The following is a 25,027-nucleotide window of genomic DNA, read 5'->3' as shown; positions in this document are numbered from 1 at the left end:
GCGTCCTTCAACCTCCGAGGTGGCCATGGAGCTGAGCCAGACCCTGGCGCAGGAAATCGTCGAACGCGCCATGCGCATCCTGCCCGGCAACGTCAATGTCATGGATGCGTCCGGGTTGATCATCGGCTCGGGCGATCCGGCGCGGCTGTTCAGCCACCATGCCGGGGCGCGGCAGGTCATCGCCGAAGGCCGCGCGGTGGCGCTGGATGCCAGCGCTGCCGCGGCGTTGGCGGGGGCCCAGGCCGGTATCAATCTGCCGCTGTATCACCAGGGCGAGCTGGTGGGCGTGCTTGGCGTGTCCGGGGAGGACGCCGAGCAGCTGCGCCTGCCCGCCGAACTCCTGCGCCTGACCGCGGAAATGCTGATTGAGCAGGCGGCAGGGCAGCCGCCCGCGACCGCGCGCATGACCACGCCGCTGCTGCGGCAGCTGCTCGCGCCCGGCGCCGCACCCGAACTGGGGCGCCATGCCACGCTGCTCGGCCTGAAGCCGGTCCTGCCGCGGGACGTGCTGCTGCTGGAGTTCGCCGTGCCGGCGCCGGGTTTTGGCGACTGGGCACAGCAGCGCAGTGTCCATAGCTGGTGCCTGCCCCATGAAGAGCGGCAATGGCTGTGGTATCGACCCGGCGCGCAGGCGCCCGAGGCGCTGCTGGAGGAACTGCCGGGGCAGGGCTGGTCGTTGCAGCGCAGCGTCTGGATCCCCGAGCCGCGACCCTGGACGGGGCTGGCCGAGACGACCCGGCGGGCGCTGGACCTGCTGGCAGTCGCCAGGCGCCTGCTGCCCGACCTCATCCGGGTGACGCTGGACGACCTGGCCCTGCCGACCTGGCTGCAGGGCCAGGCCGAGTGCGCTCGCGGCGCCTGGCTGCTGGAACCGCTGGCAAGACTGCGCCGCGCCGATCGCGACGGCCAGCTGCTGGCGACGCTGCGCAGCTGGTTCGCCGAGGACGCCAGCCCCCAGGCCTGCGCCGAGGCGCTGGGGCTGCATCGCAATGGGCTGCGGCATCGACTGGAGCGGATCCAGGCGCTGACCGGACGGGATCCACGCCGTTTCGCCGACGCCGCCGAACTGTATTGCGCCTTGCTGCTATGGGATCAGGGCTGGGCGAATTCACAGTCCTGACCTGTCGAGACTGGGCGTCTGTCCTGTTGCTGCCGTGCCCGATCCAGGAAACACTCGGCGCATAACAACGGAGAATCGCCCCATGAAAATCGTCATCGCTCCCGATTCCTTCAAGGAAAGCCTGTCCGCCGCCGGGGTCGCCAGCGCCCTGGCCCGTGGCCTGCGCCAGGCGCTGCCAACGGCGGAAATCCGCGAATGTCCCCTGGGCGACGGCGGCGAAGGCACCCTGGATGCCGTACTCGCCGCGACCGGCGGCGAGGTGCGCGAGGTGCGGGTGACCGGTCCCCTGGGCGAGCCGGTGACTGCCCGCTGGGGCTGGCTGGCCGAGCAGCGCACCGCCTTGGTCGAGATGGCCAGTGCCAGCGGTCTGGAACTGGTGCCCAAGGCCCGCCGCGACGTGCGGGTCGCCACCTCCCACGGGACCGGCGAGCTCCTGCGCGCCGCCCTGGATGCCGGCGCCGAGCGCCTGGTGCTGGCCATCGGTGGCAGCGCCACCAACGACGGCGGCGCGGGCGTACTCCAGGCCCTGGGCGTCCGGCTGCTGGACGGGCAGGGCCAGGCGCTGGCACCGGGCGGTGCGGCGCTGGCCTCCCTGGCCAGCCTGGACCTGACGGACCTGCATCCGCGCCTGGCGGCGGTGGAGGTGGTCATCGCCGCCGACGTCGACAATCCGCTCTGTGGTCCCCAGGGAGCCAGCCAGATCTTCGGGCCGCAGAAGGGCGCCTCCCCCGAGCAGGTGCGGGAGCTGGACGCGGCCCTGGCGCATTTCGCCACGGTCACCGCCGCGACCCTGGGCCGTGATGTCAGCGAGCAGCCGGGTGCCGGCGCCGCCGGTGGGGTCGGCTTTGCCGCCCTGGCCTTTCTCCAGGCCACCTTTCGGCCCGGCATCGAGGTGGTCGCGGAGCTGGTAGGTCTGGAAGAAGCCCTGGAGGGCGCCGATCTGGCAGTGACCGGGGAAGGGCGGCTGGACGGCCAGACCCTGAGGGGCAAGACTCCGGCGGGCGTCCTGCGCCTGGCCCAGCGCCACGGCGTGCCGGTGGTGGCCGTGGCCGGCTCGCTGGGCGAAGGCTACGACGCCCTCTATCAGCAGGGCCTCGCCGCTGCCTTCAGTCTGGTACCGGGCCCGCTCAGCCTGGAAGAGGCCCTGGCCCAGGCCGAAGGGCTGCTGGAACGCACCGCTCGCGATATCGGTCGGCTGTGGCAGGCGGCGCAGAGCTGAGAGCGATCAGTCGACTTCGCTGGCCGGGTCTTCGAGGTGGTCGATACGCTGAAAGCGTTCCACCAGGAAGTCGATGAAGTGGCGCACCTTGGCCGATAGGTGATGGTGTTCAGAATAGACCGCATAAACATCTGCCGAAGGCGGTCTGGCGTCCTCCAGAACCCGACGTAGCCGCCCGCTACGCACGTAGCGGGCGATGTCCCATTCCGCCCGAAGCAGGATGCCGCGGCCCTCGAGTGCCCAGTTCAGCGCCACCTCACCATCGTTGCAGCTCAGGTTGCTGCGGACCTTGATGCTGCGGGTGCGCGACCCTTCGAGAAACTCCCAGACGCCGTGGATGCTGTCGTTCTGTCGCAGGAAGATGCAGTTGTGCGTTGCCAGATCCTGCAACCGTTGCGGTGCACCGTAGCGCTCCAGATAAAGCGGTGAGGCGCAGAGCAATCGGCGATTGCTGGCGATGCGTCGGGCGTGATAGCCCGCATCCGGGGCCACGCCGAAGCGGATGCCCAGGTCCAGACCATGGGCAGCCAGTTCCATGGGATGGTCGCTGAGCAGCAGTTGGGTCTCCACCTCCGGGTAGCGGTCGATGAAGGCTGCCAGCGCCGGGCCTATGTAGCGTCTGCCAAAGCCCAGGGAAGCGTTGATCCTCAGCAGGCCTTTGGGCTGGCTCCGGCGACTGGCGACCATGTCTTCCACTGCTTCGATGTCACCGAGAATGCGTCCGGCATGGCGGAAATAAAGCTCACCCTCGGGCGTGAGACCCAGGGAGCGAGTGGTCCGGTTGACGAGCCGAACGCCTAGCCGTTTTTCCAGTGCGGTCAGTCGTTTACTGATTGCAGAGGGCGTGATGCCCAGCTCGCGAGCCGTGGCGGCCAGGTTGCCCTGCTGGGCCAGTTGGTGAAAAAAGGTCAAATCCTGGGGGCGACTCATTATCAACCTCAGTTCACGTAAGTGATGAGTTCAGGTGAATCTTAGCTCAGGTTTCACTACCTATACTCGGCCCAGCGCTGCCAGTCGGCGTCTCATCCAACGAACCAGAGCACAGGGCCCAGCCATGAAGAACTACAAGATCGCAGCCATTCCCGGAGACGGTATCGGGGTCGAAGTCATTGCCGCCGGCCTCGAGGTCCTCGAAGGCCTGGCCAGGCGCCTGGGCAGTTTCGCCTTTGATGTCAGCCACTACCCCTGGGATTCGGAGTACTACCTGCAGCATGGTCACTACATCCCGGAAGGGGGGCTGGACGAGATCAAGCAGGCCGATGCCATCTTTTTCGGCGCGGTAGGAAGCCAGAAGGTGCCGGATCATATTTCCCTCTGGGGCCTGCGGCTGCCGATCTGCCAGGGCTTCGACCAATACGCCAACGTGCGGCCGGCGCGGGTGTTACCCGGGGTTAAAAGTCCGCTGACCAACGGGCAGGCCATTGACTGGGTGATCGTGCGGGAGAATTCCGAGGGCGAATACTCCGGCAGCGGTGGTCGGGTCCACCAGGGGTTGCCCATCGAGGTAGCCACCGAGGTCTCCACCTTCACCCGCGTTGGCGTCGAGCGTATCCATAGATTCGCCTTCGAATTGGCCCGCAGCCGCCCGGCCAAGCACCTGACGCTGGTCACCAAGTCCAACGCCCAACGCCACGGCATGGTGTTGTGGGACGAGGTGTTCGCCGAGGTGGCCAAGGATTATCCGGACGTGCGCACTACCCGTGAGCTGGTGGATGCGGTGACCACCACCATGGTGCTCAAGCCCGGCAACCTGGACGTGATTGTCGCCACCAACCTCCACGCCGACATCCTCTCGGATCTGGCTGCAGCGCTCTCCGGCAGCCTAGGTATCGCGCCTACCGCCAATCTCAACCCCGACCGGAGCTTTCCCTCGATGTTCGAGCCCATCCACGGCTCAGCCTTCGACATCACCGGCAAGGGCGTCGCCAACCCTATCGCTACCTTCTGGACCGCGGCGCTGATGCTCGACCACCTAGGCGAGCGCGAGGCCAGTGCCCATCTGATGCGGGCCATCGAGGAGGTCACCGCCAGCGGCCTGCACACGCCAGACCTGGGCGGTACGGCCACCACGCGCCAGGTCACCGACGCCGTGCTGGAGCTGATCGCCCGCTAGCTCGGCGTTCCCACCCGCGGCGAGCCAGCGGGTGGGAAGGCCTCAGCACTTTCACGGGCGACCGCCCGCCGGCGCGGTCGCTTCCATTACAAGAACAACAATGGATATCCCATGAAGCGCCTACTCGGAAAACTCTACGTCCAGGTCGTCATCGCGGTCATTGCCGGCGCCTTGCTCGGCGTCTTTTACCCGGACTTCGCCACCTCGCTCAAACCCATCGGCGATGCCTTCATCAAGCTGATCAAGATGCTGCTCGCGCCGGTGATCTTCCTTACCGTGGTCACCGGTATCGCCAAGATGAACGACATGAAGGAGCTGGGCCGGGTGGGCATCCGCGCCTTCATCTACTTCGAGGTGGTCTCGACCCTGGCACTGATCGTCGGGCTGGTAGTGGTCGATACCTTCAAGCCCGGCGCTGGCATGAACATCGATCCAGCCACCCTCGACAGTTCCGCCATCGCCAGCTACACCGAGGCCGCCAAGCATGAATCCTTCATCGCCTTCATGATGCAGATCATCCCCAACACCCTCGGGGATGCCTTCGCCAAGGGCAACATCCTGCAGATCCTATTGTTCTCCATCCTGCTCGGTGTGGCCCTGGCGCGTTGCGGCGACAAGGGCAAGCCGATCATCCGCACCCTCGATAGCCTGATGCACGGCATGTTCGGCATCGTCAACATCTTGATGCGCCTGGCGCCGCTGGGGGCCTTTGGCGCCATCGCCTTCACCATCGGCAAGTACGGCTTCGGCTCGCTGTTCTCCCTGGGCAAGCTGATGGCCTGCTTCTACATTACTTGCATCCTGTTCGTCGCCCTGGTGCTGGGCCCGATCTGCCGCGTCGCCGGCTTCAGCCTGTGGAAGCTGCTCAGGTACCTCAAGGAAGAGCTGTTCACCGTGCTGGGCACCAGTTCGTCGGAATCGGTACTGCCGCAGATGATCCGCAAGATGGAAAACGCCGGCTGTTCGAAGCCAGTGGCCGGCATGGTCATCCCCTCCGGCCTGACCTTCAACCCGGACGGCCAGGCCATCTACTACACCGCCGCCGCGACCTTCATCGCCCAGGCCACCAACACGCCGCTGAGCCTGACCGACCAGCTCATCATCATGGCTGTGTTGATGCTCACGTCCAAGGGTTCGGCCGGCGTCACCGGTTCCGGTTTCATCACCCTGGCGGCGACCCTCGCCAGTCTTGGCACCATCCCGGTGGCCGGCATGGTGCTGCTACTGGGTGTAGACCGCTTCATGTCCGAGGCTCGAGCGATCACCAATACCATTGGCAATGGCGTAGCCACGCTGGTTATCGCGCGCTGGGTGGGAGCGTTGGACATGGGACGGCTCAACGCCGCGCTGGATGGCCAGGCAATTCCCGCTTCGGAGCCGGAGGCTCAGGAAGGCGTGGCGATGGCCGAGCCGGCCCTGTCCAGTCTGGGTCGCAAGGCGCTCTAGCACGCCAGTGCTGGTCGGGCTGCGGGATTTACCTCATGCTGGGCGTCCCGCTCCCGACCGATTACCGCCATGACCTCGTCTGCGCTCCTGCGTACCGGCCTGCTGGCCGCGGCTCTGCTGCTGGTACCTGCCGTCCAGGCGGCCATTCCCAGTCTCAAACCGGCCAACACCTGCGTGCGCAGCGCCTTCGTGTTGCGTTGCCAGGACGGGCAGGGGGGTTGGTACGGGGTGGCGGTCCAGGGCAACGACACCCTGATGCGGGGCTACGATCCGGTTTCGGGTCTGTCATGGGCGCAGACCAGCACCCGCCTGGGACGACTGCAGTTCTTCAGCGGCCTGACCAGCGACGGCAACCTCTGGCTGGGCCGCACCCGGCAGCTGGGCTGGAACGTCATCAGTCGCTTCTCCACGTCCCAGGGCGACCGCGCCCGTACCAGTTGCAACCGCGTAGCGGGATGCGAGTGGCGTTGACCGGCGAGTCGTCGGAAAGCCCCCCGCAGATCCTGCCAGCAGGCGCCGATTTGCGCAGGAATCTGCCTGAGCGTCCCTGTTCTAGAGCATCCCAGCGGGCGCGAACTCCCTAAGCTTGAGGCATCACCCCTCACCCAGGCGCTGGAGTTCGCGACACATGACGTACAAGCCGAAATTCATCAGCTTCGACTGCTATGGCACGCTCATCAACTTCGAAATGGGACCCACCGCGAAGCGGCTGTTCGCGGATCGTGTGCCGAGCGAGCGGATGCCAGCCTTCCTCGACAGTTTCCGTTTCTATCGCCTCGATGAAGTCCTGGGCGATTGGAAGCCCTTTTTCGAGGTAGTGGAAAACGCCATTCAGCGCGCCTGCGCCAAGCACGGCGTGGACTATCGCGCGGCCGATGCGCTGGCTCTGTACCAGGCCGTGCCCACCTGGCAGCCGCATCCGCATGTCGTCGAGACGCTCAAGGCCATCGCCCCGCAGGTACCGCTGGTGATCCTGTCGAACTCCATGGTCGATCTGATTCCCGCCAGCGTCGCCCACCTGCAGGCGGATTTTCACGCGGTCTACACGGCGGAAGAGGCACGCGCCTACAAGCCGAGGGCGCAGGTATTCGAGTACATGTTCGAGCAGCTGGGCTGCGGGCCGCAGGACATGATGCATGTCTCTTCGAGCTTCCGTTACGACCTGATGACGGCCGCGGATCTGGGCTTCATGGCCAGGGCCTTCATCGACCGCGGGCATGAGCCGGCCTGCGACGGCTATGGCGTCGAGCGCCTGACCGATATCCGCCAGCTTCCGGGGCTGCTCGGTCTGCCAGGCCTCGCCGAGACCGCCTCGCCGAGGCAGGGATGATGGTCGCCACCGCACAGCCAGGCGTCTCGGCGACCATGGAGACGCCACCACCGACCCTCGCGCCGGACGAGGTGCAGCAGCTCGTTCGGCGTCTCTACGGTATCGATGGCCGGGTCGACCTGCTGTTGGGTGAGCGGGATCAGAATTGCCGTGTGGAGACGGCGGCGGGCGAGCGCTACGTGGTCAAGATCAGCAATCCGTCCGAATCCCTGGCGGTGGTGGATTTTCAGATCGCCGCGCTCGACCATATTTGCTGCGTGGCGCCCAGCCTTCCGGTACCTCGGGTGGTGCGGACGCTGGGAGGGCAGACGCACGCTACCCTGGTGCTCCCGGACGGATCGGCGACCTCTGTGCGGATGCTGACCTATCTCGACGGTGTGCAGGTCCGCGATACCCGCCGTACCGCTACCCAGCGCCGAGCGATGGGCACCTTCCTGGCCGAATTGAACCTCGCCTTGCGCGACTTCGAGCACCCGTCCGCGACCCACGATCTGCTGTGGAACGTTGCCACAGCCCATCGCCTGGCGGCCAAGGTCGATAGCATCGAAGAAGGCCCGCGCCGCGCCCTGGTCAGGACGTTCATGGCGCGTTTCAACCGGCACGTGCTGCCACTGTTGCCGCACCTGAGGGCCCAGGTCATCCACAACGACTACCACCTCTACAACGTGCTGGCGGCGCCCCAGGACCACGAGCGCATCATCGGAGTCATAGACTTCGGCGACATGCTGCATGCGCCCCTGGTGGGCGAGGTCGCCACCGCCGCTGCCTTCCACATGAGTGGCCCTGCCGGGAGCGGCCCTGCCGATCCACTCCTGGGCCCCGCGCAATTCCTCGGCGCCTATCACGCCACGCTGCCGCTCGACGAAAGCGAGCAGGAGATCGTTGCCGACCTCATGGCGACGCGTCACCTGATCACCGTGCTGATCTCGGAATGGCGGGCCAGGCGCTACCCGGAAAACTACGACTACATCATGCGCCACAACGCGGCCTCGTGGGAGGCACTGACCTTGCTGGCCGATCTGTCTCGAGATCAGGCACGCGAGCTGTTACTTACCGACGTACGCACAGGACAAAGCCATGAACAGCACCCCTGACCTCAACATGGTCAACGCCTACATACCGGGCCGCGTCAAACTGAACGCCGCGACGGCCGCCCTGATCGAACGCCGCGACGCCCTGCTCGGGCCGGCCTATCGGCTGATGTACGAGCATCCCCTGCATATCGTGCGGGGCGAGGGCGCCTGGCTGATCGATCCGGAGGGCCGCCGCTATCTGGACGCCTACAACAATGTCGCCTCGCTCGGCCATTGCCACCCCGCGGTGACCGAGGCGATCTGCCGGCAGGTGCAGACCCTCGCCACCAATACCCGTTATCTGCACGACACCATTCTCGAACTGGCCGAGCGCCTACTCGCCACCGTGCCCGAGACCGAGCTGGCGCACCTCATGCTCACCTGCACCGGGAGCGAGGCAAACGACGTCGCCTATCGGATCGCCCAGGTGCGCACGGGGGGCACGGGCGTGATCGTTACCGAGACCGCCTATCACGGCTTCACCGATGCGGTCGCGAAATTCTCGCCGTCGCTGGGCGTCACGGTGGACCTCGGCGCCCACGTGCGGCTGGTACCGGCGCCGCGCGCCTACCATGCCGGCGCGGTGGATGTCGCTGAGCGCTTCACCCGCGACGTCGAAGCGGCGATCCGCGACCTGCAACGGCACGGCATCAAGCCGGCGGCGCTGATCGTGGACTCGATCTTTACCAGCGATGGCATCCTGCCCGAGCCGGCGGGTCTGCTGAAGGGCGCGGTCGAGGCGATCAAGCGGGCCGTTGGTATCTTCATCGCCGACGAAGTCCAGCCGGGCTTTGGCAGGACCGGCGAGCACCTGTGGGGCTTTCAGCGTCACGGTGTGATCCCGGATATCGTCACCCTGGGCAAGCCGATGGGCAACGGACAACCGGTCGCCGGGCTGCTGGCCACCGCTGACGTCCTCGCCGAGTTTGGTAGGAACTCCCGGTATTTCAATACCTTCGGGGGCAATAACGTGTCCTGCGCCGCCGCCTTGGCGGTGCTCGACACGATCGAGAAGGAACGCCTGGTGCAGCATGCCGCCGAGGTGGGCACGCTCCTGCGAGAGGGTATCGCGGCGCTCGCCCACCGGCACGCGGCCATCGGCGATGTGCGGGGGGTAGGCATGTTCGTCGGCGTGGAGCTCGTGTCCGATCGGCTGACAAGAGAGCCGGATCGAGCCTTGACGACCCGGGTGGTCAACCTGATGCGCGACAAGGGTGTCCTGCTCAGCGGCTGCGCCATGGGCCACAACGTACTGAAGATTCGCCCCCCCCTGGTGCTCACCGCGGAACAGGCCGGCCTGGTGATAGAGACGCTCGACGCGGCGCTGACCGAAGCGCACTCTGCAGTTCCCCGCGTCTAGCGCTCACCGTTCAAGGCAGACCCATGCAACCTCCGGCGTCCCTCGATGCGTTCGATATCAAGATTCTCGTGTATCTGCAACGCGAGGGACGCTGTTCGAATGTCGAGCTTTCTTCCGCGATATCGCTGAGCGAGAGTCCCTGCCTGCTTCGCACTAAGCGACTGCAGGAGACCGGGGTGATCCGCGGCTATCACGCCGATATCGCCCTGGAGAAGGTGGGCAGTCATGTCATCGTCTTTTCCGAGGTCACCCTCAGCAGCCATCGACCTGCCGACTTTCGCACCTTTGAAGACGGAATCACCCGGTATCAGGAGATCGTCGAGTGCCACAACGTGAGTGGCGGCTACGACTATCTGCTCAAGATCGTAGTGCCGAGCATCAACTGGTTGCAGGCCCTGATGGATCGACTGCTGGAGGACAATATCGGTATCGAGAAATTTGCCAGCCGCATCGTCCTGCGCCAGCCCCTTCGCCAAGGCGGCTATCCCTTGGAAACCCTCGTCAATGAGCGGCCCAGCTGGGCGGATGAAGGACGCTAGCCAGCGTCTGGAACCCTGGCCTGACGGTGCAGACGGCTGTGCCCTGAGGGCGCCTGCGGGGCTGGACGGGTAAGGGGGTGGTCGCCGATTTCGCCCAGCAGAGCGGTCAGGCGACCGCCGGCGCTGGCCGCGGTGATACCGCTCGCGCGAGGCCACGGTCGCTCAGCCCAGCGCCTGAGTCAGCAGCGCGAACTGATCCAGGCCATCGCGGGACAGCGGCGCCTTGCCCCGGGCCATCTGCTCGACCTCATCGACCTGGGGAACGCCGATGTCGCTCAGCCAGGGATTGAGACCGCTGCGGGCCGTCACGTCGAATCTCACGTATTGCCCTTCGGCGTGGCGCAGCAGGGCGAGGATCAGCGCCTTGGCCTGGTCGGTGGATTCGGCGATCACCGGGCCGACCGACAGGCCGCGGCCGTAGGGGCGCAGCAGGGCGAAGCCGCGCAACTGGCCCTCCTGCTCAAAGCCGACGATGCGCTCGGCCTGGGGCAGCAATTCCTGCAGCAGGGCGCTGCGGTCCAGGCCGGTAGCCGCCTGGGCGAGGGTCTCCAGCTGCGGCGCCGCTGCCGGACTCAGCTCACGGACCTGGTCTTCCAGTGGCTGACGTTCAGCCATGGCCGGCAGACTCGCCACCTGGTGCTGATAGATGCGCTCATAGGAATCGAAGCCCTGGCTGCGGTAGAGCGGCGCGCCGCGCAGGGTGGCGACCAGCAGGGGCGTGCGGTTGCCGGCCAGTTGCAGCAGGCCGTCCATGAGGCGGCGGCCATGGCCCTGGCCCTGGTGGCTGTCGGCGACGATCACCAGGCCGATGGTGGCGAAGTCGCCCTGGGGCACGCAGAATCCGGTGCCGAACACGCCCTGGTCGTCTTCCAGAACCAGGCCTTCGCCGGTGTGGAACAGGCACTGCCAGTCTTCCGGGCGATGGGGCCAGTGCAGCGCCTGGGACAGCTGGTGAGCGGTGGCGAGGTCGGTTTCGCGCAGGGGTCTTAGGGTGGCGTGGGACACGGCAGGGCTCCGATTCGGGTCTGGCTGATTCAGGCGTCAGCCTAGCAAGCCGCGACGGCAGATTCGGTTGCCGAGGGGTGGATGCGCCACTGCGCAGCGCCGAAGGCCCCTGCCAGTTCGGCAAAAGATGGCGACCCGCGCGCCTAGCATGGGGCCAAGCCCACAGCCCTAGCGGAGCGCGCCATGGCCTCGTTCGACCCCAGAGCAATAGCGGTTCGTTGTGCCCATTTCAGCGGGGGGCGCATCCGCGACGCCCGCGCCGAACTGGAGGTGTTCCGGCCTTCCGATGGCGGCTTCCAGAGCGGCCTGCCGTGCGCCTCGGCGGACCTGGTGGACGAGGTGGTGGAGGGCACCTGGCGCGCCTGGAAGGCCAGTGACTGGGCCAGCCGGCCGCCGCGCGAGCGGGCGCGGGTGATGCGCCGCTGGGCCGATCTGGTCGAAGCCGATGGCGAGATCCTCGGCCCGCTGGAAGCGGTGGGTTCGACCCGTCCGCTGCGCGAGGTGCTGGCCTGGGACATCCCCTATGTGGCCGAGGGCATCCGCTTCTTCGCCGAATTCGCCGACAAGCACGGCGGCGAGGTGGCGGCCACCGCCACCAGTCACCTGGGGCTGCAGATCACCGAGCCCTATGGCGTGGTGGGCGCCGTCGCGCCCTGGAATTTCCCCCTGAGCATGGCCGGCTGGAAGATGGCGCCGGCGCTCGCCGCCGGCAATGCCGTGGTGATCAAGCCGTCGGAGCTGACGCCGTTCTCCATTCTGCGCCTGGCCGAATTGGCCGTCCTGGCGGGGCTGCCGGCCGGCATCCTCAGCGTGGTCCAGGGCGATGGCCGGACCACCGGTGATGCCCTGTGCCGCCATCCGCGCATCGGCAAGGTCACCTTTACCGGCTCCACCGGAACCGGTACCGCCATCATGACCGCCTGCGCGGAGAGCGGGCCCAAGCCGGTGACCCTGGAGCTGGGCGGCAAGAGTCCGCAGCTGGTGTTCGCCGATGCCCCGGATCTGGCCCGTACCGCCCGCAGCGTGGCCGCCGCCATCACCGGCAACGCCGGCCAGGTGTGCGTTTCGGGCTCGCGGCTGCTGGTGCAACGGGCCGCCCTGGAGCCGATGCTGGAGGGCATCCAGGCGGCCTTCGCCGCCTTGCGCCCGGGGCCGACCTGGTCGGCGGAGGCCACCCTGGCGCCGATCATTTCCCACCGCCAGGGCCAGCGCATCCAGGACATCGTCTCGCGCAGTCGGGCGGCCGGCGCGGAGATCCTGGTTGGTGGTGCCCTGGAGGAGGGCATGGGCGGCGCCTACTATCAGCCGACGCTGATCACCGGGGTCGAGGCCGACAATCCCGCGGTGCGCGAAGAGATCTTTGGCCCGGTGCTGACCGTGCAGGTGTTCGACGACGAAGCTGAGGCCCTGGCCCTGGCCGACCACCCCACCTACGGCCTGGCCGCCGGGGTGCACACCGCCGATCTCGGCCGGGCGTTGCGCCTGACGCGGGCGCTGGAAGCCGGTACCGTCTGGGTCAATCGCTATGGCCGCAGCCACGACTGGATCATTCCCACCGGCGGCTACAAGCGCTCCGGCATCGGCAAGGACCTGGGCCGCGCCGCCTATGAGGCGACCCTGCGCAGCAAGAGCGTACTGATCGATCTGGAGCACTCCTGAGGCTTGGCCGAAAAGTCGCTGAGCGATGGTCAGGCAAGGCAAAAATCAGCGAGGAAGCGGAGTTTACGAATGGTAAATGAGCATTCCGAGATGATTTTTAACGCAGCATGGCCGAGCGCAGGCACTTTTCGGCCAAAGCCTGAGGTCGCCGCAAACAATGCTGGGCCCTACCGCTAAAACGGTTTTTTCTGTCTCCCGCGGCGCCTGAAAGCGGACAACTGTCAGGCCCGCCGGTGCTGTAATGCTTGCCAGGGACGCCACTGGCGCCCCGGCCTCTCACTCACGACCCCTGTCAAAGGACTCTTGCCATGACCGCCTTTCGGCCCAAGTACATCACCTTCGACTGCTACGGCACCCTGACCCGTTTCCGCATGTCCGACATGGCCCGCGAGATGTTCGCCGACCGCATTCCGGCCGAGGCGATGGACCAGTTCTGCAAGGACTTCAACGGCTATCGCTTCGACGAGGTGCTGGGCGCCTGGAAACCCTATTCGGAAGTGCTGTACTCGGCGGTGGAGCGTACCTGCAAGCGCTGGGGCATCTCCTTCACCGACGCCGAGGCCAATGCCTACTACGAGGCGGTGCCGAGCTGGGGGCCGCATCCGGACGTGACCGCGGGCCTGGCCAAGATCGCCGACAAGATCCCGCTGGTGATCTATTCCAACGCCGCCGACGAGCAGATCATGTCCAACGTCGACAAGCTGGGCGTGCCCTTCCACCGGGTCTTCACCGCCGAGCAGGGCCAGGCCTACAAGCCGCGCCTGCAGGCCTTCGAATACATGCTGGACAACCTCGGCTGCGGCCCGGAAGACGTGCTGCACGTGTCGTCGAGCTTTCGCTACGACCTCATTCCGGCCGACTACATGAACATCAAGAACAAGGTGTTCGTGAATCGCGGCCATGAGCCGAGCACGCCGTTCTACCGCAACACCGAGATCAAGGACATCGGCGGCCTGGCCGCGGTCGTCGGTCTCGAATAACCCCCTGAGCTGCCGGAGCGCCTGCCCATGAGTCTTGGCCCAGCATCGTCCGATTCCTACTGGCTCGCGACCGCGCCGGGCTTTACCGGGGCCACCCCGGGGCCGGTGGCGGGCGAGGTGGATGTCGCCATCATCGGCGGCGGCTTCACCGGGCTCTCCGCGGCCGTCGCCCTGCGCCGGCGCGGTGCCAGCGTGGCGGTGCTGGAGGCCGGTCGGGTGATCGGCGAAGCCTCCGGGCGCAACGGCGGCCACTGCAACACCGGCGTCGCCCAGGACTACGCGGCCCTGCACGCCAGCCTGGGCGCCGAAAAAGCCCGGGCCTTCTACCAGGCCTATGCCGATGCGGTGGCCAGCGTGGAGGCGGTGATCGCCGAAGAAGGCATCGCCTGCGACTTCCACAAGGCCGGCAAGCTCAAACTGGCGGCCAAGCCGCAGCACTACGACAACCTCGCGCGTACCTGCGAACTGATCCGCCAGGAGGTGGATCCGCAGGTCGAATTGCTCAGCGCGGCCCAGGTGCGGGTCGAGGTGGCGTCAGATGATTTCCATGGGGGGCTGCTGCAGCACAACGGTGCCCAGATGCACATGGGGCGCTTCGGCGTAGGGCTGGCCGATGCGGCGGTGCGACGGGGCGCCCAGGTATACGAGGGCGCGGCGGTGAGCGATCTGCAGCGCCTGCCCGATGGCAGCTTTCGGGTGATCAGCGCCAAGGGCGAGTTGCGCGCCCGCCAGGTGCTGGTGGCCACGGGCAACGCCAGCGTCGGCCCCTTCCAGTGGTTTCGCCGCCGCATCGCCTCGGTGGGCAGCTTCATCATTGCCACGGCGCCGCTGCCCAAGGCGCAGCTGGACGAACTGCTGCCCAATCGGCGCACCTATGTCACCAGCCGCATCATCGGCAACTATTTCCGCACCACGCCGGATCACCGGCTGATCTTTGGAGGGCGGGCGCGTTTCGCCCTGTCCGATCCGCGCCAGGACGCCAAGAGCGGCGCCGTGCTGCGCAACGCCCTGGGCCAGCTGTTTCCCAGCCTGGCCCAGACGCCCATCGACTATTGCTGGGGCGGCCTGGTGGACATGACCGCCGACCGTCTGCCCCGCGCCGGCGAGCAGGATGGCCTGTTCTACGCCATGGGCTACAGCGGCCACGGGGTGCAGATGTCGGTGCACATGGGCCGGGTGATGGCCGAGGTGCTGGAGGGCCGCAGCCAGGCCAATCCCTGGCGGGTACTGGACTGGCCGGCCATTCCCGGGCATTTCGGCAAGCCGTGGTTCCTGCCGCTGGTAGGGCTGTATTACCGGGTCCAGGATCGCCTGCACTAGCCGTCGCTCCCGCAACCGCCCGCCCGGGTCCTGCCACGCGTAGTGCCCGCGCGGGCGGTTTTGCGTTTCCGCAGCCCGGCGGGCGCAAACCGGCGGCGCTGCGCAGAACCTGCTGCCACCGCAGGTTTTTCGCAGCCATCCAGTCTCCCGTCGCGGTCCGCACCGCGCTCCGCCACCCCAAGCGAAACGCCGCGCCAGCGCGCCAAAGACGGGCATGGCGGGCCCTGATGCGCCGTCGCGACGCACACCGCAAACAATGCTGAGCGGCTTGGTCAAAACGGTCTTTTCTGTCTCGCCGCAGGGGCAATTCGACGGTAATCGGCGAGGGGCCGGTGCTGTAATGAACCAGGCCGCATGACAAGGCGGCCAAGAGGACAGCGCCGTGCGCCCGGGGAGGGGTGTACGGACTGGTGACCGAGCCCCCAACGAGCGAGCCGACATGACCGAGAAAAAGACTGGAAGTCCCCTGATAGGAGCTGCTGAAAGCGTTCGGGCCTTCGAGGCCCTGCATCGGGGGCTGTCGCGGCGCGATGCGCTGCGCCTGCTGGGCGCCGCCGGGTTGCTGGCGACCGGGGTGGGTGGTCTGCTCGGCCGTGACGGCCAGGCGTTCGCCGCAGAAGATGCGGTCACCGGCACCCCGCGCCGTGGCGGTCGGGTGCGCGCCGCAGCGGCCGGGTCGTCCACCGCCGATACGCTCGATCCGGCCCGCGGCGCTTTCTCGGGCGACTATGCCCGGCAATACTTCTTCTACAACGGCCTGACCGTCTTCGACAGCCACCTCGAACCCCAGATGGCGCTGGCCACCAGTTTCGATACCCAGGACGCCCTGACCTGGACGATCAAGCTGCGCCAGGGTGTGCAATTCCACAACGGCAAGACCTTCGACAGCGCCGACGTCGTCTACTCGCTGTTGCGCCACAAGGACCCGGCGGTGGGTTCCAAGGTCAAGGCCCTGGCCGACCAGTTCGCCGAGGTCACCGCGGTGGCCCCCGACGAGGTGCGCATCCGCCTGGTGTCGCCGAACTCCGAGCTGCCCGCGGTGCTGGCCATCTCGCCGTTCCTGATCATCGCCGACGGCACCAAGGATTTCTCCACCGCCAACGGCACCGGGCCCTTCAAGGTCAAGGAATTCAAGCCGGGCGTGCGCACCGTGGGCGTGCGCAACGAAAACTACTGGAAGTCCGGCAAGCCCTATCTGGACGAGATCGAGCTGATCGGCATCGGCGACGAGCCCTCGCGGGTCAACGCCCTGCTGGCCGGCGACGTCCAGCTCACCGTGTCGGTGGATCCGCGCTCCGCCGAACGTCTCAAGCAGAGCGGCAAGCTCAAGGTGGTGGCCAACACCTCGGGTGGCTACACCGACCTGATCATGCGCATTCCCAACCGGCCGTTCAACGATCCCAACGTGGTCGAGGGCATGAAGCTGCTGTTCGACCGCGAGCAGATCCTCAAGTCGGTGTTCCTCGGCTACGGCACCATCGGCAACGACCAGCCGATCATGCCGGGCACACCCTATTACGCGGCGGATCTGCCCCAGCGGCCCTACGATCCGGACAAGGCCAAGTTTCTCTTCCAGAAGGCCGGCATCGCCGGCGCGCGGATGCCACTGGTGACCTCCACCGCCGCCGACAACGCTAACGAGATGGCCCTGGTGCTGCAGCAGTCGGCGCGCCAGGCCGGCCTCAACCTGATGGTCAATCGGGTCAGCGCCGACGGCTACTGGGACAACCACTGGATGAAGGACCCGCTGGGCTTCGGCAACATCAACGCCCGGCCCACCGCCAACATCCTGCTGTCGCAATTCTTCAAGTCCGATGCGCCCTGGAACGAATCCGGCTGGAAGAACGAACAGTTCGACCAGTTGCTGGTGGCCTCCCGCGGCGAGACGGATGTCGCCAAGCGCAAGCAGATGTACGCCGACATGCAGCTGCTGATCCACCAGCACAGCGGCATCGGCCTGCCGATCTTCACCAGCTCCATCGATGCCCATTCGCCCAAGCTCGGTGGCTACGGAATCATCCCCATCGGTGGCTTCATGGGTTACATGTTCGCCGAGCACGTCTGGCTGGAGGCCTGACGCTCGTTGCCTCACGGCGAGTCGCTCCTCAGCGACCGGCTCGCCGCTCCACGCTCAAGCAGGAGGTGGCTTTGGACCTTTCCGTCTTTTCCCTCATCGCCAGACGCCTCGGGGGCGGGTTGCTGACCCTGCTCATCGTCTCGTTGCTGGTGTTCTTCGTCTCCGCGCTGTTGCCGGGCGATGCCGCGCAGCAGGCGCTGGGCCAGTTCGCGCTACCCGAGCAGGTCGCCGCGCTGCGGGCCCAGATGGGCCTCGACCAGCCGGCGCTGCTGCGCTACGTCCACTGGCTGAGCGGCCTCCTGCACGGTGATCTCGGCCAGTCGCTGGCCAGCCAGATGCCCATCTCCACCATGATCGGCGATCGACTGGGCGGCTCCCTGATGCTGGCCGGGGTCACCGCCCTGGTGTCGGTACCCCTGGCGCTGGGCCTGGGCATCGTCTCGGCGATGAACGCCGGCGGTCGCCTGGACCGCGCCCTCAACGTCTTTACCCTGGGCATCGTCGCGGTGCCGGAATTCCTGGTGGCGACCCTGGCAGTGCTGGTCTTCGCCGTGCACCTGCAGTGGACCTCGGCGCTGACCTTCGCCCATGACATCGACGGCCCCCTGGACTTCCTGCGCGCCTATGCGCTGCCGGTGGGCACCCTGTGCTGCGTGATCGTCGCGCAGATGGCGCGGATGACCCGCGCCGCCCTGGTGGAGCAACTGCAGAGTCCCTATGTGGAGATGGCCCGGCTCAAGGGCGTCGGTCCGGTGCGCGCCGTCCTGCGCCATGCCTTGCCCAATGCGGTGGGGCCCATCGCCAATTCCATCGCCCTGAGTCTTTCCTACCTGATGGGCGGGGTGGTGATCGTCGAGACCATCTTCAACTACCCGGGCATCGCCCAGCTGATGGTGGACGGCGTCGCCAGTCGCGACCTGCCGCTGATCCAGGCCTGCGCCATGCTGTTCTGCTGCGCCTACCTGGTGCTCATGACCCTGGCGGATCTCTGCGCCATCCTGTCCAATCCGAGGCTGAGAACGCTATGACCCGACCCGTGATTCCCGTACGTGCCGCGTCCGTCGTGCCGGTGGATGGCAAGACGCTCGACGCCCAGCTGTCACCGCCGCGGACCCGTCGGCGCACCCGCTGGTCCCTGACCGGCATCATCGGCGGCGTCCTGGTGGCCTTCTGGCTGTTCATCGCCCTGTTCGGCGTCTGGCTGGCGCCCTATGACCCGGGCGCCCTGGGCGACAGCGCGGTGCTGGCCAGCTATAGCCCTGCGCACCTGCTGGGCACCGACTACCTGGGCCGCGACGTGCTCAGTCGCATCCTCGACGGCGCCCGCTTCACCGTGGGGCTGGCGCTGGTGGCGGCGGTGCTGGCCTGCGTCCTGGGTACCGGCCTCGGTCTGCTGGCGGCGCTGTCCGGACGCTGGGTGGACGAGCCGCTGTCGCGGCTGATCGATGCGCTGATCTCGCTGCCGAGCAAGATGCTGGCGCTGGTGATGGTCTCGGCCTTCGGCTCCTCGGTGCCACTGCTGATCGTCATGGCGGTGGTGGGCTATGCCCCCGGCTGCTATCGCATCGCCCGCAGCCTGGCGATGAATCTCACCGAGCTGGAGTACGTCCAGGTTGCCCGCACCCGTGGCGAAGGCCGGCTGTACATCGCCCTGCGCGAGATGCTGCCCAACATGCGCCTGCCGCTGCTGACCGACCTGGGCCTGAGATTCGTCTACATCGTGCTGCTGCTCAGCGGCATGAGCTTTCTCGGCCTCGGCGTGCAACCGCCGAACGCCGACCTCGGCTCCCTGGTGCGGGAAAACATTGGCGGGCTGGCCGACGGTGCCCCGGCGGTGCTGATGCCGGCGCTGGCCATCGGCACCCTGACCGTGGGCGTCAACCTGCTCATCGACCGGTTCGGCGCGCGGCGCCGGGGAGGGCGCTGAGATGGAATTGCTGGTAGAAGTCAAAGACCTGCGCGTGGTCGCCCAGGGCGAAGACGGCAGCGAAACCACCATCGTCAAGGACGTCGGCTTCAACCTGGCCAAGGGCGAGGTGCTGGCGCTGATCGGAGAATCCGGCTCGGGCAAGACCACCATCGCCCTGTCGCTGCTCGGCTATGCCCGCGCCGGCTGCCGACTGGCCGGCGGCTCTATCCGCGTCGGCGATACCCAGGTGCTGGAGCTGGACGCCGCGGGCCTGCGCCGGCTGCGTGGCCGCACCGTGGCCTACATCGCCCAGAGCGCGGCGGCGGCCTTCAATCCGTCGCGGCGGCTGATGGAGCAGATCATCGAAAGCGCGCTGATCCATGGCGTCCTGACGCGTCGGGAAGCCGAGGCGCGGGCGCTGCAGCTGTTCAAGGAGCTGGCGCTGCCGGATCCCGAGCACATCGGCCAGCGCTATCCGCACCAGGTCTCGGGCGGCCAGTTGCAGCGGCTGATGGCGGCCATGGCGCTGATCACCGATCCGACCCTGGTGATCCTCGACGAACCCACCACGGCGCTGGACGTCACCACCCAGATCGAGGTGCTGCGCGTCTTCAAGCAGGTGGTGCGCGAGCGGGGCGTGACCGCCATCTACGTCTCCCACGACCTGGCCGTGGTGGCCCAGATGGCCGACCGCATCCTGGTGCTCAACGGCGGCGAGGTCTATGAGAATCGCCGCACCGAGCGCCTGCTGGCCAGCGCCCGCCATCCCTACACCCGCAGCCTGTTGGCCGCGGCCCGGCCGGAACCCCTGGCGGAACGTGGCCTGCCCACCGTGGAGACCGCCGCCCCGGTGCTGGAGGTCAAGGACCTGGTGGCCGGCTACGGCCCCATCGGCGCCGATGGCCTGCCGCGCTACCGGGTGCTGGAGGGCATCGACCTGCGCATCGGCGCTGGCCAGGCCCTGGGCGTGATCGGCGAATCCGGTTCGGGCAAGTCGACCCTGGCGCGGGTGATCGCCGGCCTGCTGCCGCCGGCCCAGGGCAGCGTGCGCCTGGGTGGCGAATGGCTGCCGCCCGGTCTGGACGGCCGCACCCGCGAGCAGTTCCGCCGGGTGCAGCTGGTCTACCAGAATGCCGACACGGCGCTCAATCCGGCCCACAGCGTGGAGCGCATCCTCATGCGCCCGCTGGAGACCTATCACGCCTTCGACAAGGCCACCCGCCAGCGCAAGGTCCGCGAGTTGCTCGACCGGGTACAACTGCCGGCCAGCCTCGCCAGCCGGCGTCCGGGCGAGTTGTCCGGTGGCCAGAAGCAGCGGGTCAACCTGGCTCGGGCACTGGCCGCCGAACCCGAACTGATCCTCTGCGACGAGGTCACCTCGGCGCTGGATACCGTGGTCGGCGCCGCCATTCTCGATCTGCTCGCCGAATTGCGCCGTGAGCTGGGGCTGGCCTATCTGTTCATCAGCCACGACATCTCCACGGTCCGCAGTCTCTGCGACGAGGTGCTGGTGCTCTATGCCGGCCAGCCTGTGGAGCTGGGCACCCCGACCACGCTGCAGCATCCGCCGCTGCATCCCTACACCGAGTTGCTCACCGCCTCGGTACCGGCGCTGCGCCAGGGCTGGCTGGAAGAGCAACCCATCCGTACCGCGGTCCCCCTGGTTTCGTCGCCGCCCGCCAGTGGCCGGCTCTGCAGCTTCCTGCAGCGCTGCCCGGTACGGCTCGAAGGCCGTTGCGACCGGGTGCCGCCCCGGCCCCAGACCCTCGCCGGGGGCAACCGCATCCTCTGTCATCATGATGGCGAGACCCTGCAGCGCCTGCAGGGTGGCGCCCTGCTGCACACCCAAGGAGTTCGCGCATGACTTCTCGCTTTCAGCGACTCGGCGAGACCGGCCGGCCCCAGGTCAGCCTCAGCGTCGATGGCCTGCCGGTCACGGCGCTGGCCGGCGACACCCTGATGGTCGCCTTGCTGGCCAATGGTCCGGCACTGCGCCGGTCGGAATTCGGCGACGAGCGCCGCGCCGGTTTCTGCCTGATGGGCGCCTGCCAGGATTGCTGGGTCTGGACCGCCGACGGCGAGCGCCTGCGCGCCTGCGGCACCGAGGTCCGCGAAGGCCTGCAGATCCTCACCACGCAACCGGAGGCGGTATGGAATCGGGCCTAACGAAAGGGGGCGGCAACCCGCCGCGGGTGGTCATCGTCGGGGCCGGTCCGGCCGGCGTGCGCTGCGCGGAAACCCTGCTGGCTGCCGGCATTATCCCGGTGGTGATCGACGAGAATCGCCGCGACGGCGGCCAGATCTATCGGCGCCAGCCCGAGGGCTTCCAGCGTCCCTATGCCACTCTCTACGGCAGCGAGGCGGGCAAGGCCGAAAGCCTGCACCGCACCTTCGACGGCTTGCGCGGACGCCTCGACTACCGCCCCGACACCCTGGCCTGGCACCTGCACGAGCGCACCCTCTACACGGTGCAGGGCAATCGCCAGCGCACCCTGGACTTCGATGCCCTGGTGCTCTGCACCGGGGCCGGTGACCGCCTGCTGCCGGTACCGGGCTGGAACCTGGCCGGCACCTATACCCTCGGTGGCGCCCAGATCGCCCTCAAGGCCCAGGCGGTATCCATTGGCCGGCGGGTGATCTTTCTGGGCAGCGGCCCCTTGCTCTACCTGGTCGCCGCCCAATACCAGCAGGCCGGCGCCACGGTGGCCGCGGTCCTCGACACCGCGCCGCTGCGCCTGCGCGCCCAGGCCACGCCCAAACTGCTGGCCCGCCCGGGCGTGGCCTGGAAGGGCGTGCAACTCATGGCCTCGCTCAAGCGCGCTGGGGTGCCGCTGCACTTTGGCGTCACCCCGCTGGAGATCCTCGGCGATGCCGAACAGGGCGTGCGCGGCGTGGCCTTCGCCGATGCACGTGGCCTGCGCCAGGAGGTGGCGGGCGACGCCGTGGGCCTGGGTTATCACCTGCGCCCCGAGACCCAGCTGGGCGATCTCGCCCGCTGCGCCTTCGAATTCGAGCGCGCCACTGGCCAATGGGTGCTGCAACTGGATGCCGACGGCCGCACCTCCACGCCGGGGGTCTATGCCGCCGGCGATGGCGCCCGGGTACGGGGCGCCGACGGGGCGGAGCTGGCCGGGCAACTGGCCGCCTGCGCGGTCCTGACCGATCTCGGTCGCACCCCGCCCGCTGGCCTCGCCGAGCGCTGCCGCGAGGCGCTGACGGTGCAGGAGCGCTTTCGCCTGGGCCTGGCCGAGGCCTTTCCCTGGCCCGCGAAACAGATGGCCAGCCTGCCGGATACCGCGGTGGTCTGCCGCTGCGAGGGCATCACCGCCGGAGAGTTGCGCGCCGTAGTGCGCGAGAAGGGTGCCCAGGAAGCCAATCGGGCCAAGGCCTTCAGTCGCGTCGGCATGGGTCGCTGCCAGGGTCGCTATTGCGCCCAGGCCGGCGCCGAGATCATCGCCGCCGAATCCGGGGTGCCGGTGGAAACCGTTGGCCGCCTGCGCGGCCAGGCACCGGTCCGGCCATTGCCGCTGGGCATCGTCACCAGCGAAGAGGAGCTTTCGTCATGAACCAGACCGCCAACCGCGCGGACGTCATCGTCGTCGGCGCCGGCATCATGGGCAGCGCCAGCGCCTTCTTCCTGCGCCGCCGGGGCCTGTCGGTGCTCCTGCTGGAGCGCGACCAGGTCGGGCGCTTCGCCAGCGGCACCAATTTCGGCAACGTCCGCCGGCAGGGCCGCTACCTGACCCAGGTGGCGCTGTCCAACCGTTCCCGCGGCCTCTGGGGTCGCCTGCCCGAGCTGATCGGCGATGACCTGGAATTCATCCCCGGCGGCCATCTGCGGGTGGTCTACGATCCCGGTCGCATCGCCATGCTGCACGAGTATGCCCGGGCGCCGGAGACCGCCGCCCTCGATCTGGAGGTGCTCGAAGGCGCGGCCCTGCACGAGAAGTTTCCCTACCTGGGCCCCGAGGTGGTGGCCGGCTCCTATGCGCCCCACGATGGCCATGCCAATCCGCGCCTGGCCGCGCCGGCCTTTGCCCGCGCCGGGGTGCGCGAGGGCGTCAATCTGCAGGAAGGGGTGGAGATCACCCAGGTCACCAAGCCGGACGGCGATTTCCTGGTGCAGGCCGCCGACGGCCGCCGTTATCGGGCGCCGCGGCTGCTGATCACCGCCGGAGCCTGGGGCAGTCGGTTGTCGAGCCAGTTCGGCGAGCCGGTGCCCATCGAGACCCATGGCCCCCAGATGGGCGTCACCGAGCCCTTGCCCTATGCCTTCAAGGAGGCGGTGGGCGTCTCTTCACCGCTGGTGAGCGAGACCATCTACTTCCGCCAGATCCCGCGCGGCAACGTGATCTTCGGCGGCTGCTTCCGCTCCCGCCCGGATCTGGACACCCGTCTGGCCCGCGCCGAGCCCCATGGCCTGCTCAATCAGCTCACCCAGCTGCGCCGCCTGGCGCCGGCCCTGGCCAGGGTCAACGTGATCCGCACCTGGAGCGGGGTGGAAGGCTATATCGCCGACGACCTGCCGATCATGGGCCCGAGCAGCCAGGTGGACGGTCTCTATTACGCCTTCGGCTTCTGCGGCGCCGGCTTCCAGCTTGGCCCGGGCGTGGGCGACACCATGGCCGAACTGATCGCCACCGGCCGTACCGAGACGCCGCTGGCGGCCTTCGACATCGGCCGCTTCGCGCAACCCCGCAGCGAGAGTCTCGCCGGATGAACAGCCAGGACCTGCTGCGCACCCTGATCGGCTTTCCCACCGTTTCCGCCGACTCCAACCTGGCGCTGATCCAGCATGTGCAGGGTCTGCTGGAGGCTGCCGGCATCGCCTGCCGCCTGGTGCTCGACGAGAGCGGGCGCAAGGCCAATCTCTTCGCCAGCGTCGGCCCGAGCGACGTGCCCGGCGTGCTGCTCTCCGGGCATACCGACGTGGTGCCCGTGGCCGGCCAGGCCTGGACCCTGCCACCGTTCGAGGGAACCCTGAAGGACGGTCGGATCTATGGGCGCGGTGCCTGCGACATGAAGGGCTTCGTCGCCTGCGCCGTGGTGGCCCTGCTGGCCGCCGCCCGGGGTGAGCCCCTGAAGCGACCGCTGCAACTGGCCCTGTCCCACGACGAAGAGATCGGCTGCGTCGGGGTGCGCCGCCTGCTGGATGTGCTGGAACTGGCGCCGGTGCGCCCCTTCCTCTGCATCGTCGGCGAGCCCACGGACCTGCAGGTCGCCCTCGGCCACAAGGGCAAGGCTGCGCTGCGCGCCCACTGCCATGGTCAGGAGGGCCATTCCTCCCTGGCGCCGCTGCACGTCAACGCCATTCACCTGGCCAGCGACCTGGTCGGCGCCCTGCGCGCCAGCCAGCGGCGTCTGGCGGAAGAGGGCGCCCACGACGCGGCCTACGACATTCCCTACACCACCCTGCATGTCGGGCGGATCGATGGCGGCAAGGCGCTGAACATCGTGCCCAACCTCTGCACCCTGGACTTCGAGATCCGTCACCTGCCGGCGGACGATCCCGCCATCCTGGTCGCCGCGCTGCAGGAAACGGCGGACAGCCTGGTCCGGGAGGCACGGCAAACCTCGGACAAGGCCGCCATCGAGATCGAGACGGTCAACGCTTATCCGGGACTGGATACCCATCCCAGCGTCGAAGCCGTGCGCTTCCTGCAGACCCTGGTCGAGCCGGGCACCACCCAGCTCAAGGTGGCTTTCGGCACCGAGGGTGGCCTTTTCGCCAGCCGGCTGGACACCCCGGTGGTGGTCTGCGGCCCCGGCAGCATCGAGCAGGCGCACAAGCCGGACGAGTATGTCGAACTGAGCCAGCTCGCTGCCTGTGACGCCTTGCTTGGGCGGTTGCGGGTGGCCCTGGGTTGAGGCCACCCG

Annotated in this window: 22 protein-coding genes; 20 read left to right on the top strand and 2 right to left on the bottom strand. The window is 67.8% G+C overall.

Annotated features, from left to right (window positions below):
* Positions 1-25 precede the first annotated feature (25 nt).
* A complete protein-coding gene (locus POR01S_RS05405; protein WP_042134285.1) occupies positions 26-1,120 on the top strand; it encodes a CdaR family transcriptional regulator in 1,095 nt (364 codons plus the stop codon).
* An 82-nt stretch (positions 1,121-1,202) separates the two neighbouring features.
* Positions 1,203-2,339 carry a glycerate kinase gene (locus POR01S_RS05400; protein ID WP_042134283.1) on the top strand — a complete coding sequence of 379 codons (1,137 nt, stop codon included), beginning with the start codon at positions 1,203-1,205 and terminating at the stop codon, positions 2,337-2,339.
* A gap of 6 nt (positions 2,340-2,345) precedes the next feature.
* On the opposite strand, the gene POR01S_RS05395 is transcribed toward POR01S_RS05400, so the two are convergent.
* A complete protein-coding gene (locus tag POR01S_RS05395) occupies positions 2,346-3,269 on the bottom strand; it encodes a LysR family transcriptional regulator (RefSeq protein WP_027599269.1) in 924 nt (307 codons plus the stop codon).
* Positions 3,270-3,393: 124 nt separating this feature from the next.
* On the opposite strand from POR01S_RS05395, the gene POR01S_RS05390 reads away from it, so the two are divergent.
* The 7 genes from POR01S_RS05390 (at position 3,394) to POR01S_RS05360 (ending at position 10,200) form a co-directional block, all read left to right on the top strand.
* Positions 3,394-4,452 (top strand): tartrate dehydrogenase, encoded by a 1,059-nt coding sequence (locus POR01S_RS05390; protein WP_042134281.1) that lies wholly within the window; start codon positions 3,394-3,396, stop codon positions 4,450-4,452.
* Between the two features lie 111 nt (positions 4,453-4,563).
* On the top strand, positions 4,564-5,898 hold the full coding sequence (locus POR01S_RS05385; RefSeq protein ID WP_042134279.1) for a dicarboxylate/amino acid:cation symporter: 1,335 nt from the start codon (positions 4,564-4,566) through the stop codon (positions 5,896-5,898).
* 69 nt (positions 5,899-5,967) lie between these two features.
* Positions 5,968-6,369, top strand: coding sequence for a hypothetical protein (locus POR01S_RS05380; RefSeq protein WP_027599272.1), 402 nt, complete (start codon positions 5,968-5,970; stop codon positions 6,367-6,369).
* A 157-nt stretch (positions 6,370-6,526) separates the two neighbouring features.
* Complete coding sequence (locus POR01S_RS05375) at positions 6,527-7,228, top strand: haloacid dehalogenase type II (RefSeq protein WP_042134277.1); 702 nt, start codon at positions 6,527-6,529, stop codon at positions 7,226-7,228.
* On the top strand, positions 7,225-8,322 hold the full coding sequence (locus tag POR01S_RS05370) for a phosphotransferase (protein WP_042134275.1): 1,098 nt from the start codon (positions 7,225-7,227) through the stop codon (positions 8,320-8,322). The genes POR01S_RS05375 and POR01S_RS05370 overlap by 4 nt, the downstream gene beginning before the upstream one ends.
* Positions 8,306-9,661 (top strand): aspartate aminotransferase family protein, encoded by a 1,356-nt coding sequence (locus POR01S_RS05365; RefSeq protein WP_042134273.1) that lies wholly within the window; start codon positions 8,306-8,308, stop codon positions 9,659-9,661. Before POR01S_RS05370 ends, POR01S_RS05365 begins: the two co-directional genes overlap by 17 nt.
* A 23-nt stretch (positions 9,662-9,684) precedes the next feature.
* The gene (locus POR01S_RS05360) at positions 9,685-10,200 is read left to right on the top strand and encodes an Lrp/AsnC family transcriptional regulator (protein WP_042134271.1); all 516 of its coding nucleotides are present in this window, start codon (positions 9,685-9,687) and stop codon (positions 10,198-10,200) included.
* Between the two features lie 162 nt (positions 10,201-10,362).
* On the opposite strand, the gene POR01S_RS05355 is transcribed toward POR01S_RS05360, so the two are convergent.
* On the bottom strand, positions 10,363-11,205 hold the full coding sequence (locus POR01S_RS05355; protein ID WP_042134270.1) for a GNAT family N-acetyltransferase: 843 nt from the start codon (positions 11,203-11,205) through the stop codon (positions 10,363-10,365).
* A gap of 183 nt (positions 11,206-11,388) precedes the next feature.
* Between POR01S_RS05355 and POR01S_RS05350 the strand changes: the two genes are divergently transcribed.
* The 11 genes from POR01S_RS05350 (at position 11,389) to argE (ending at position 25,018) form a co-directional block, all read left to right on the top strand.
* Positions 11,389-12,864 carry an aldehyde dehydrogenase family protein gene (locus POR01S_RS05350; RefSeq protein WP_027602373.1) on the top strand — a complete coding sequence of 492 codons (1,476 nt, stop codon included), beginning with the start codon at positions 11,389-11,391 and terminating at the stop codon, positions 12,862-12,864.
* Positions 12,865-13,172: 308 nt separating this feature from the next.
* Positions 13,173-13,844 (top strand): haloacid dehalogenase type II, encoded by a 672-nt coding sequence (locus POR01S_RS05345; protein ID WP_027599278.1) that lies wholly within the window; start codon positions 13,173-13,175, stop codon positions 13,842-13,844.
* Between the two features lie 27 nt (positions 13,845-13,871).
* Positions 13,872-15,164, top strand: coding sequence for an NAD(P)/FAD-dependent oxidoreductase (locus tag POR01S_RS05340; RefSeq protein ID WP_042134267.1), 1,293 nt, complete (start codon positions 13,872-13,874; stop codon positions 15,162-15,164).
* Positions 15,165-15,603: 439 nt separating this feature from the next.
* Complete coding sequence (locus tag POR01S_RS05335) at positions 15,604-17,241, top strand: ABC transporter substrate-binding protein (RefSeq protein ID WP_027602372.1); 1,638 nt, start codon at positions 15,604-15,606, stop codon at positions 17,239-17,241.
* 71 nt (positions 17,242-17,312) lie between these two features.
* Positions 17,313-18,269: an ABC transporter permease gene (locus POR01S_RS05330; protein ID WP_027602371.1), complete on the top strand. Its 957-nt coding sequence runs from the start codon at positions 17,313-17,315 to the stop codon at positions 18,267-18,269.
* Entirely contained in the window at positions 18,266-19,168 is a 903-nt protein-coding gene (locus POR01S_RS05325) for an ABC transporter permease (protein WP_027599282.1), read from the top strand. The genes POR01S_RS05330 and POR01S_RS05325 overlap by 4 nt, the downstream gene beginning before the upstream one ends.
* Before the next feature lies 1 nt (position 19,169).
* Positions 19,170-21,014 (top strand): ABC transporter ATP-binding protein, encoded by a 1,845-nt coding sequence (locus POR01S_RS05320; RefSeq protein WP_042134265.1) that lies wholly within the window; start codon positions 19,170-19,172, stop codon positions 21,012-21,014.
* Positions 21,011-21,316 carry a (2Fe-2S)-binding protein gene (locus POR01S_RS05315; protein ID WP_027599284.1) on the top strand — a complete coding sequence of 102 codons (306 nt, stop codon included), beginning with the start codon at positions 21,011-21,013 and terminating at the stop codon, positions 21,314-21,316. The genes POR01S_RS05320 and POR01S_RS05315 overlap by 4 nt, the downstream gene beginning before the upstream one ends.
* Positions 21,301-22,716 (top strand): FAD/NAD(P)-dependent oxidoreductase, encoded by a 1,416-nt coding sequence (locus POR01S_RS05310; RefSeq protein ID WP_042134263.1) that lies wholly within the window; start codon positions 21,301-21,303, stop codon positions 22,714-22,716. The genes POR01S_RS05315 and POR01S_RS05310 overlap by 16 nt, the downstream gene beginning before the upstream one ends.
* Positions 22,713-23,870 (top strand): NAD(P)/FAD-dependent oxidoreductase, encoded by a 1,158-nt coding sequence (locus POR01S_RS05305; RefSeq protein ID WP_042134261.1) that lies wholly within the window; start codon positions 22,713-22,715, stop codon positions 23,868-23,870. The genes POR01S_RS05310 and POR01S_RS05305 overlap by 4 nt, the downstream gene beginning before the upstream one ends.
* Complete coding sequence (argE, locus tag POR01S_RS05300; RefSeq protein ID WP_042134259.1) at positions 23,867-25,018, top strand: acetylornithine deacetylase; 1,152 nt, start codon at positions 23,867-23,869, stop codon at positions 25,016-25,018. Before POR01S_RS05305 ends, argE begins: the two co-directional genes overlap by 4 nt.
* Positions 25,019-25,027 lie beyond the last annotated feature (9 nt).

Origin of the sequence: Pseudomonas oryzihabitans NBRC 102199 (assembly GCF_000730625.1) — a bacterium.
GTDB lineage: Bacteria > Pseudomonadota > Gammaproteobacteria > Pseudomonadales > Pseudomonadaceae > Chryseomonas > Chryseomonas oryzihabitans.
The sequence above is the reverse complement of the archived record's forward strand: the minus strand, read 5'-3'. Positions and strand labels throughout refer to the sequence as shown.

Bases quoted from the DNA above. Each gene is read 5' to 3' on its own strand.
- POR01S_RS05405 (WP_042134285.1), top strand. From the start codon at position 26: ATGGAGCTGAGCCAGACCCTGGCGCAGGAAATCGTCGAACGCGCCATG.
- POR01S_RS05400 (WP_042134283.1), top strand. From the start codon at position 1,203: ATGAAAATCGTCATCGCTCCCGATTCCTTCAAGGAAAGCCTGTCCGCC.
- POR01S_RS05395 (WP_027599269.1), bottom strand. From the start codon at position 3,269: ATGAGTCGCCCCCAGGATTTGACCTTTTTTCACCAACTGGCCCAGCAG.
- POR01S_RS05390 (WP_042134281.1), top strand. From the start codon at position 3,394: ATGAAGAACTACAAGATCGCAGCCATTCCCGGAGACGGTATCGGGGTC.
- POR01S_RS05385 (WP_042134279.1), top strand. From the start codon at position 4,564: ATGAAGCGCCTACTCGGAAAACTCTACGTCCAGGTCGTCATCGCGGTC.
- POR01S_RS05380 (WP_027599272.1), top strand. From the start codon at position 5,968: ATGACCTCGTCTGCGCTCCTGCGTACCGGCCTGCTGGCCGCGGCTCTG.
- POR01S_RS05375 (WP_042134277.1), top strand. From the start codon at position 6,527: ATGACGTACAAGCCGAAATTCATCAGCTTCGACTGCTATGGCACGCTC.
- POR01S_RS05370 (WP_042134275.1), top strand. From the start codon at position 7,225: ATGATGGTCGCCACCGCACAGCCAGGCGTCTCGGCGACCATGGAGACG.
- POR01S_RS05365 (WP_042134273.1), top strand. From the start codon at position 8,306: ATGAACAGCACCCCTGACCTCAACATGGTCAACGCCTACATACCGGGC.
- POR01S_RS05360 (WP_042134271.1), top strand. From the start codon at position 9,685: ATGCAACCTCCGGCGTCCCTCGATGCGTTCGATATCAAGATTCTCGTG.
- POR01S_RS05350 (WP_027602373.1), top strand. From the start codon at position 11,389: ATGGCCTCGTTCGACCCCAGAGCAATAGCGGTTCGTTGTGCCCATTTC.
- POR01S_RS05345 (WP_027599278.1), top strand. From the start codon at position 13,173: ATGACCGCCTTTCGGCCCAAGTACATCACCTTCGACTGCTACGGCACC.
- POR01S_RS05340 (WP_042134267.1), top strand. From the start codon at position 13,872: ATGAGTCTTGGCCCAGCATCGTCCGATTCCTACTGGCTCGCGACCGCG.
- POR01S_RS05335 (WP_027602372.1), top strand. From the start codon at position 15,604: ATGACCGAGAAAAAGACTGGAAGTCCCCTGATAGGAGCTGCTGAAAGC.
- POR01S_RS05325 (WP_027599282.1), top strand. From the start codon at position 18,266: ATGACCCGACCCGTGATTCCCGTACGTGCCGCGTCCGTCGTGCCGGTG.
- POR01S_RS05320 (WP_042134265.1), top strand. From the start codon at position 19,170: ATGGAATTGCTGGTAGAAGTCAAAGACCTGCGCGTGGTCGCCCAGGGC.
- POR01S_RS05315 (WP_027599284.1), top strand. From the start codon at position 21,011: ATGACTTCTCGCTTTCAGCGACTCGGCGAGACCGGCCGGCCCCAGGTC.
- POR01S_RS05310 (WP_042134263.1), top strand. From the start codon at position 21,301: ATGGAATCGGGCCTAACGAAAGGGGGCGGCAACCCGCCGCGGGTGGTC.
- POR01S_RS05305 (WP_042134261.1), top strand. From the start codon at position 22,713: ATGAACCAGACCGCCAACCGCGCGGACGTCATCGTCGTCGGCGCCGGC.
- argE (WP_042134259.1), top strand. From the start codon at position 23,867: ATGAACAGCCAGGACCTGCTGCGCACCCTGATCGGCTTTCCCACCGTT.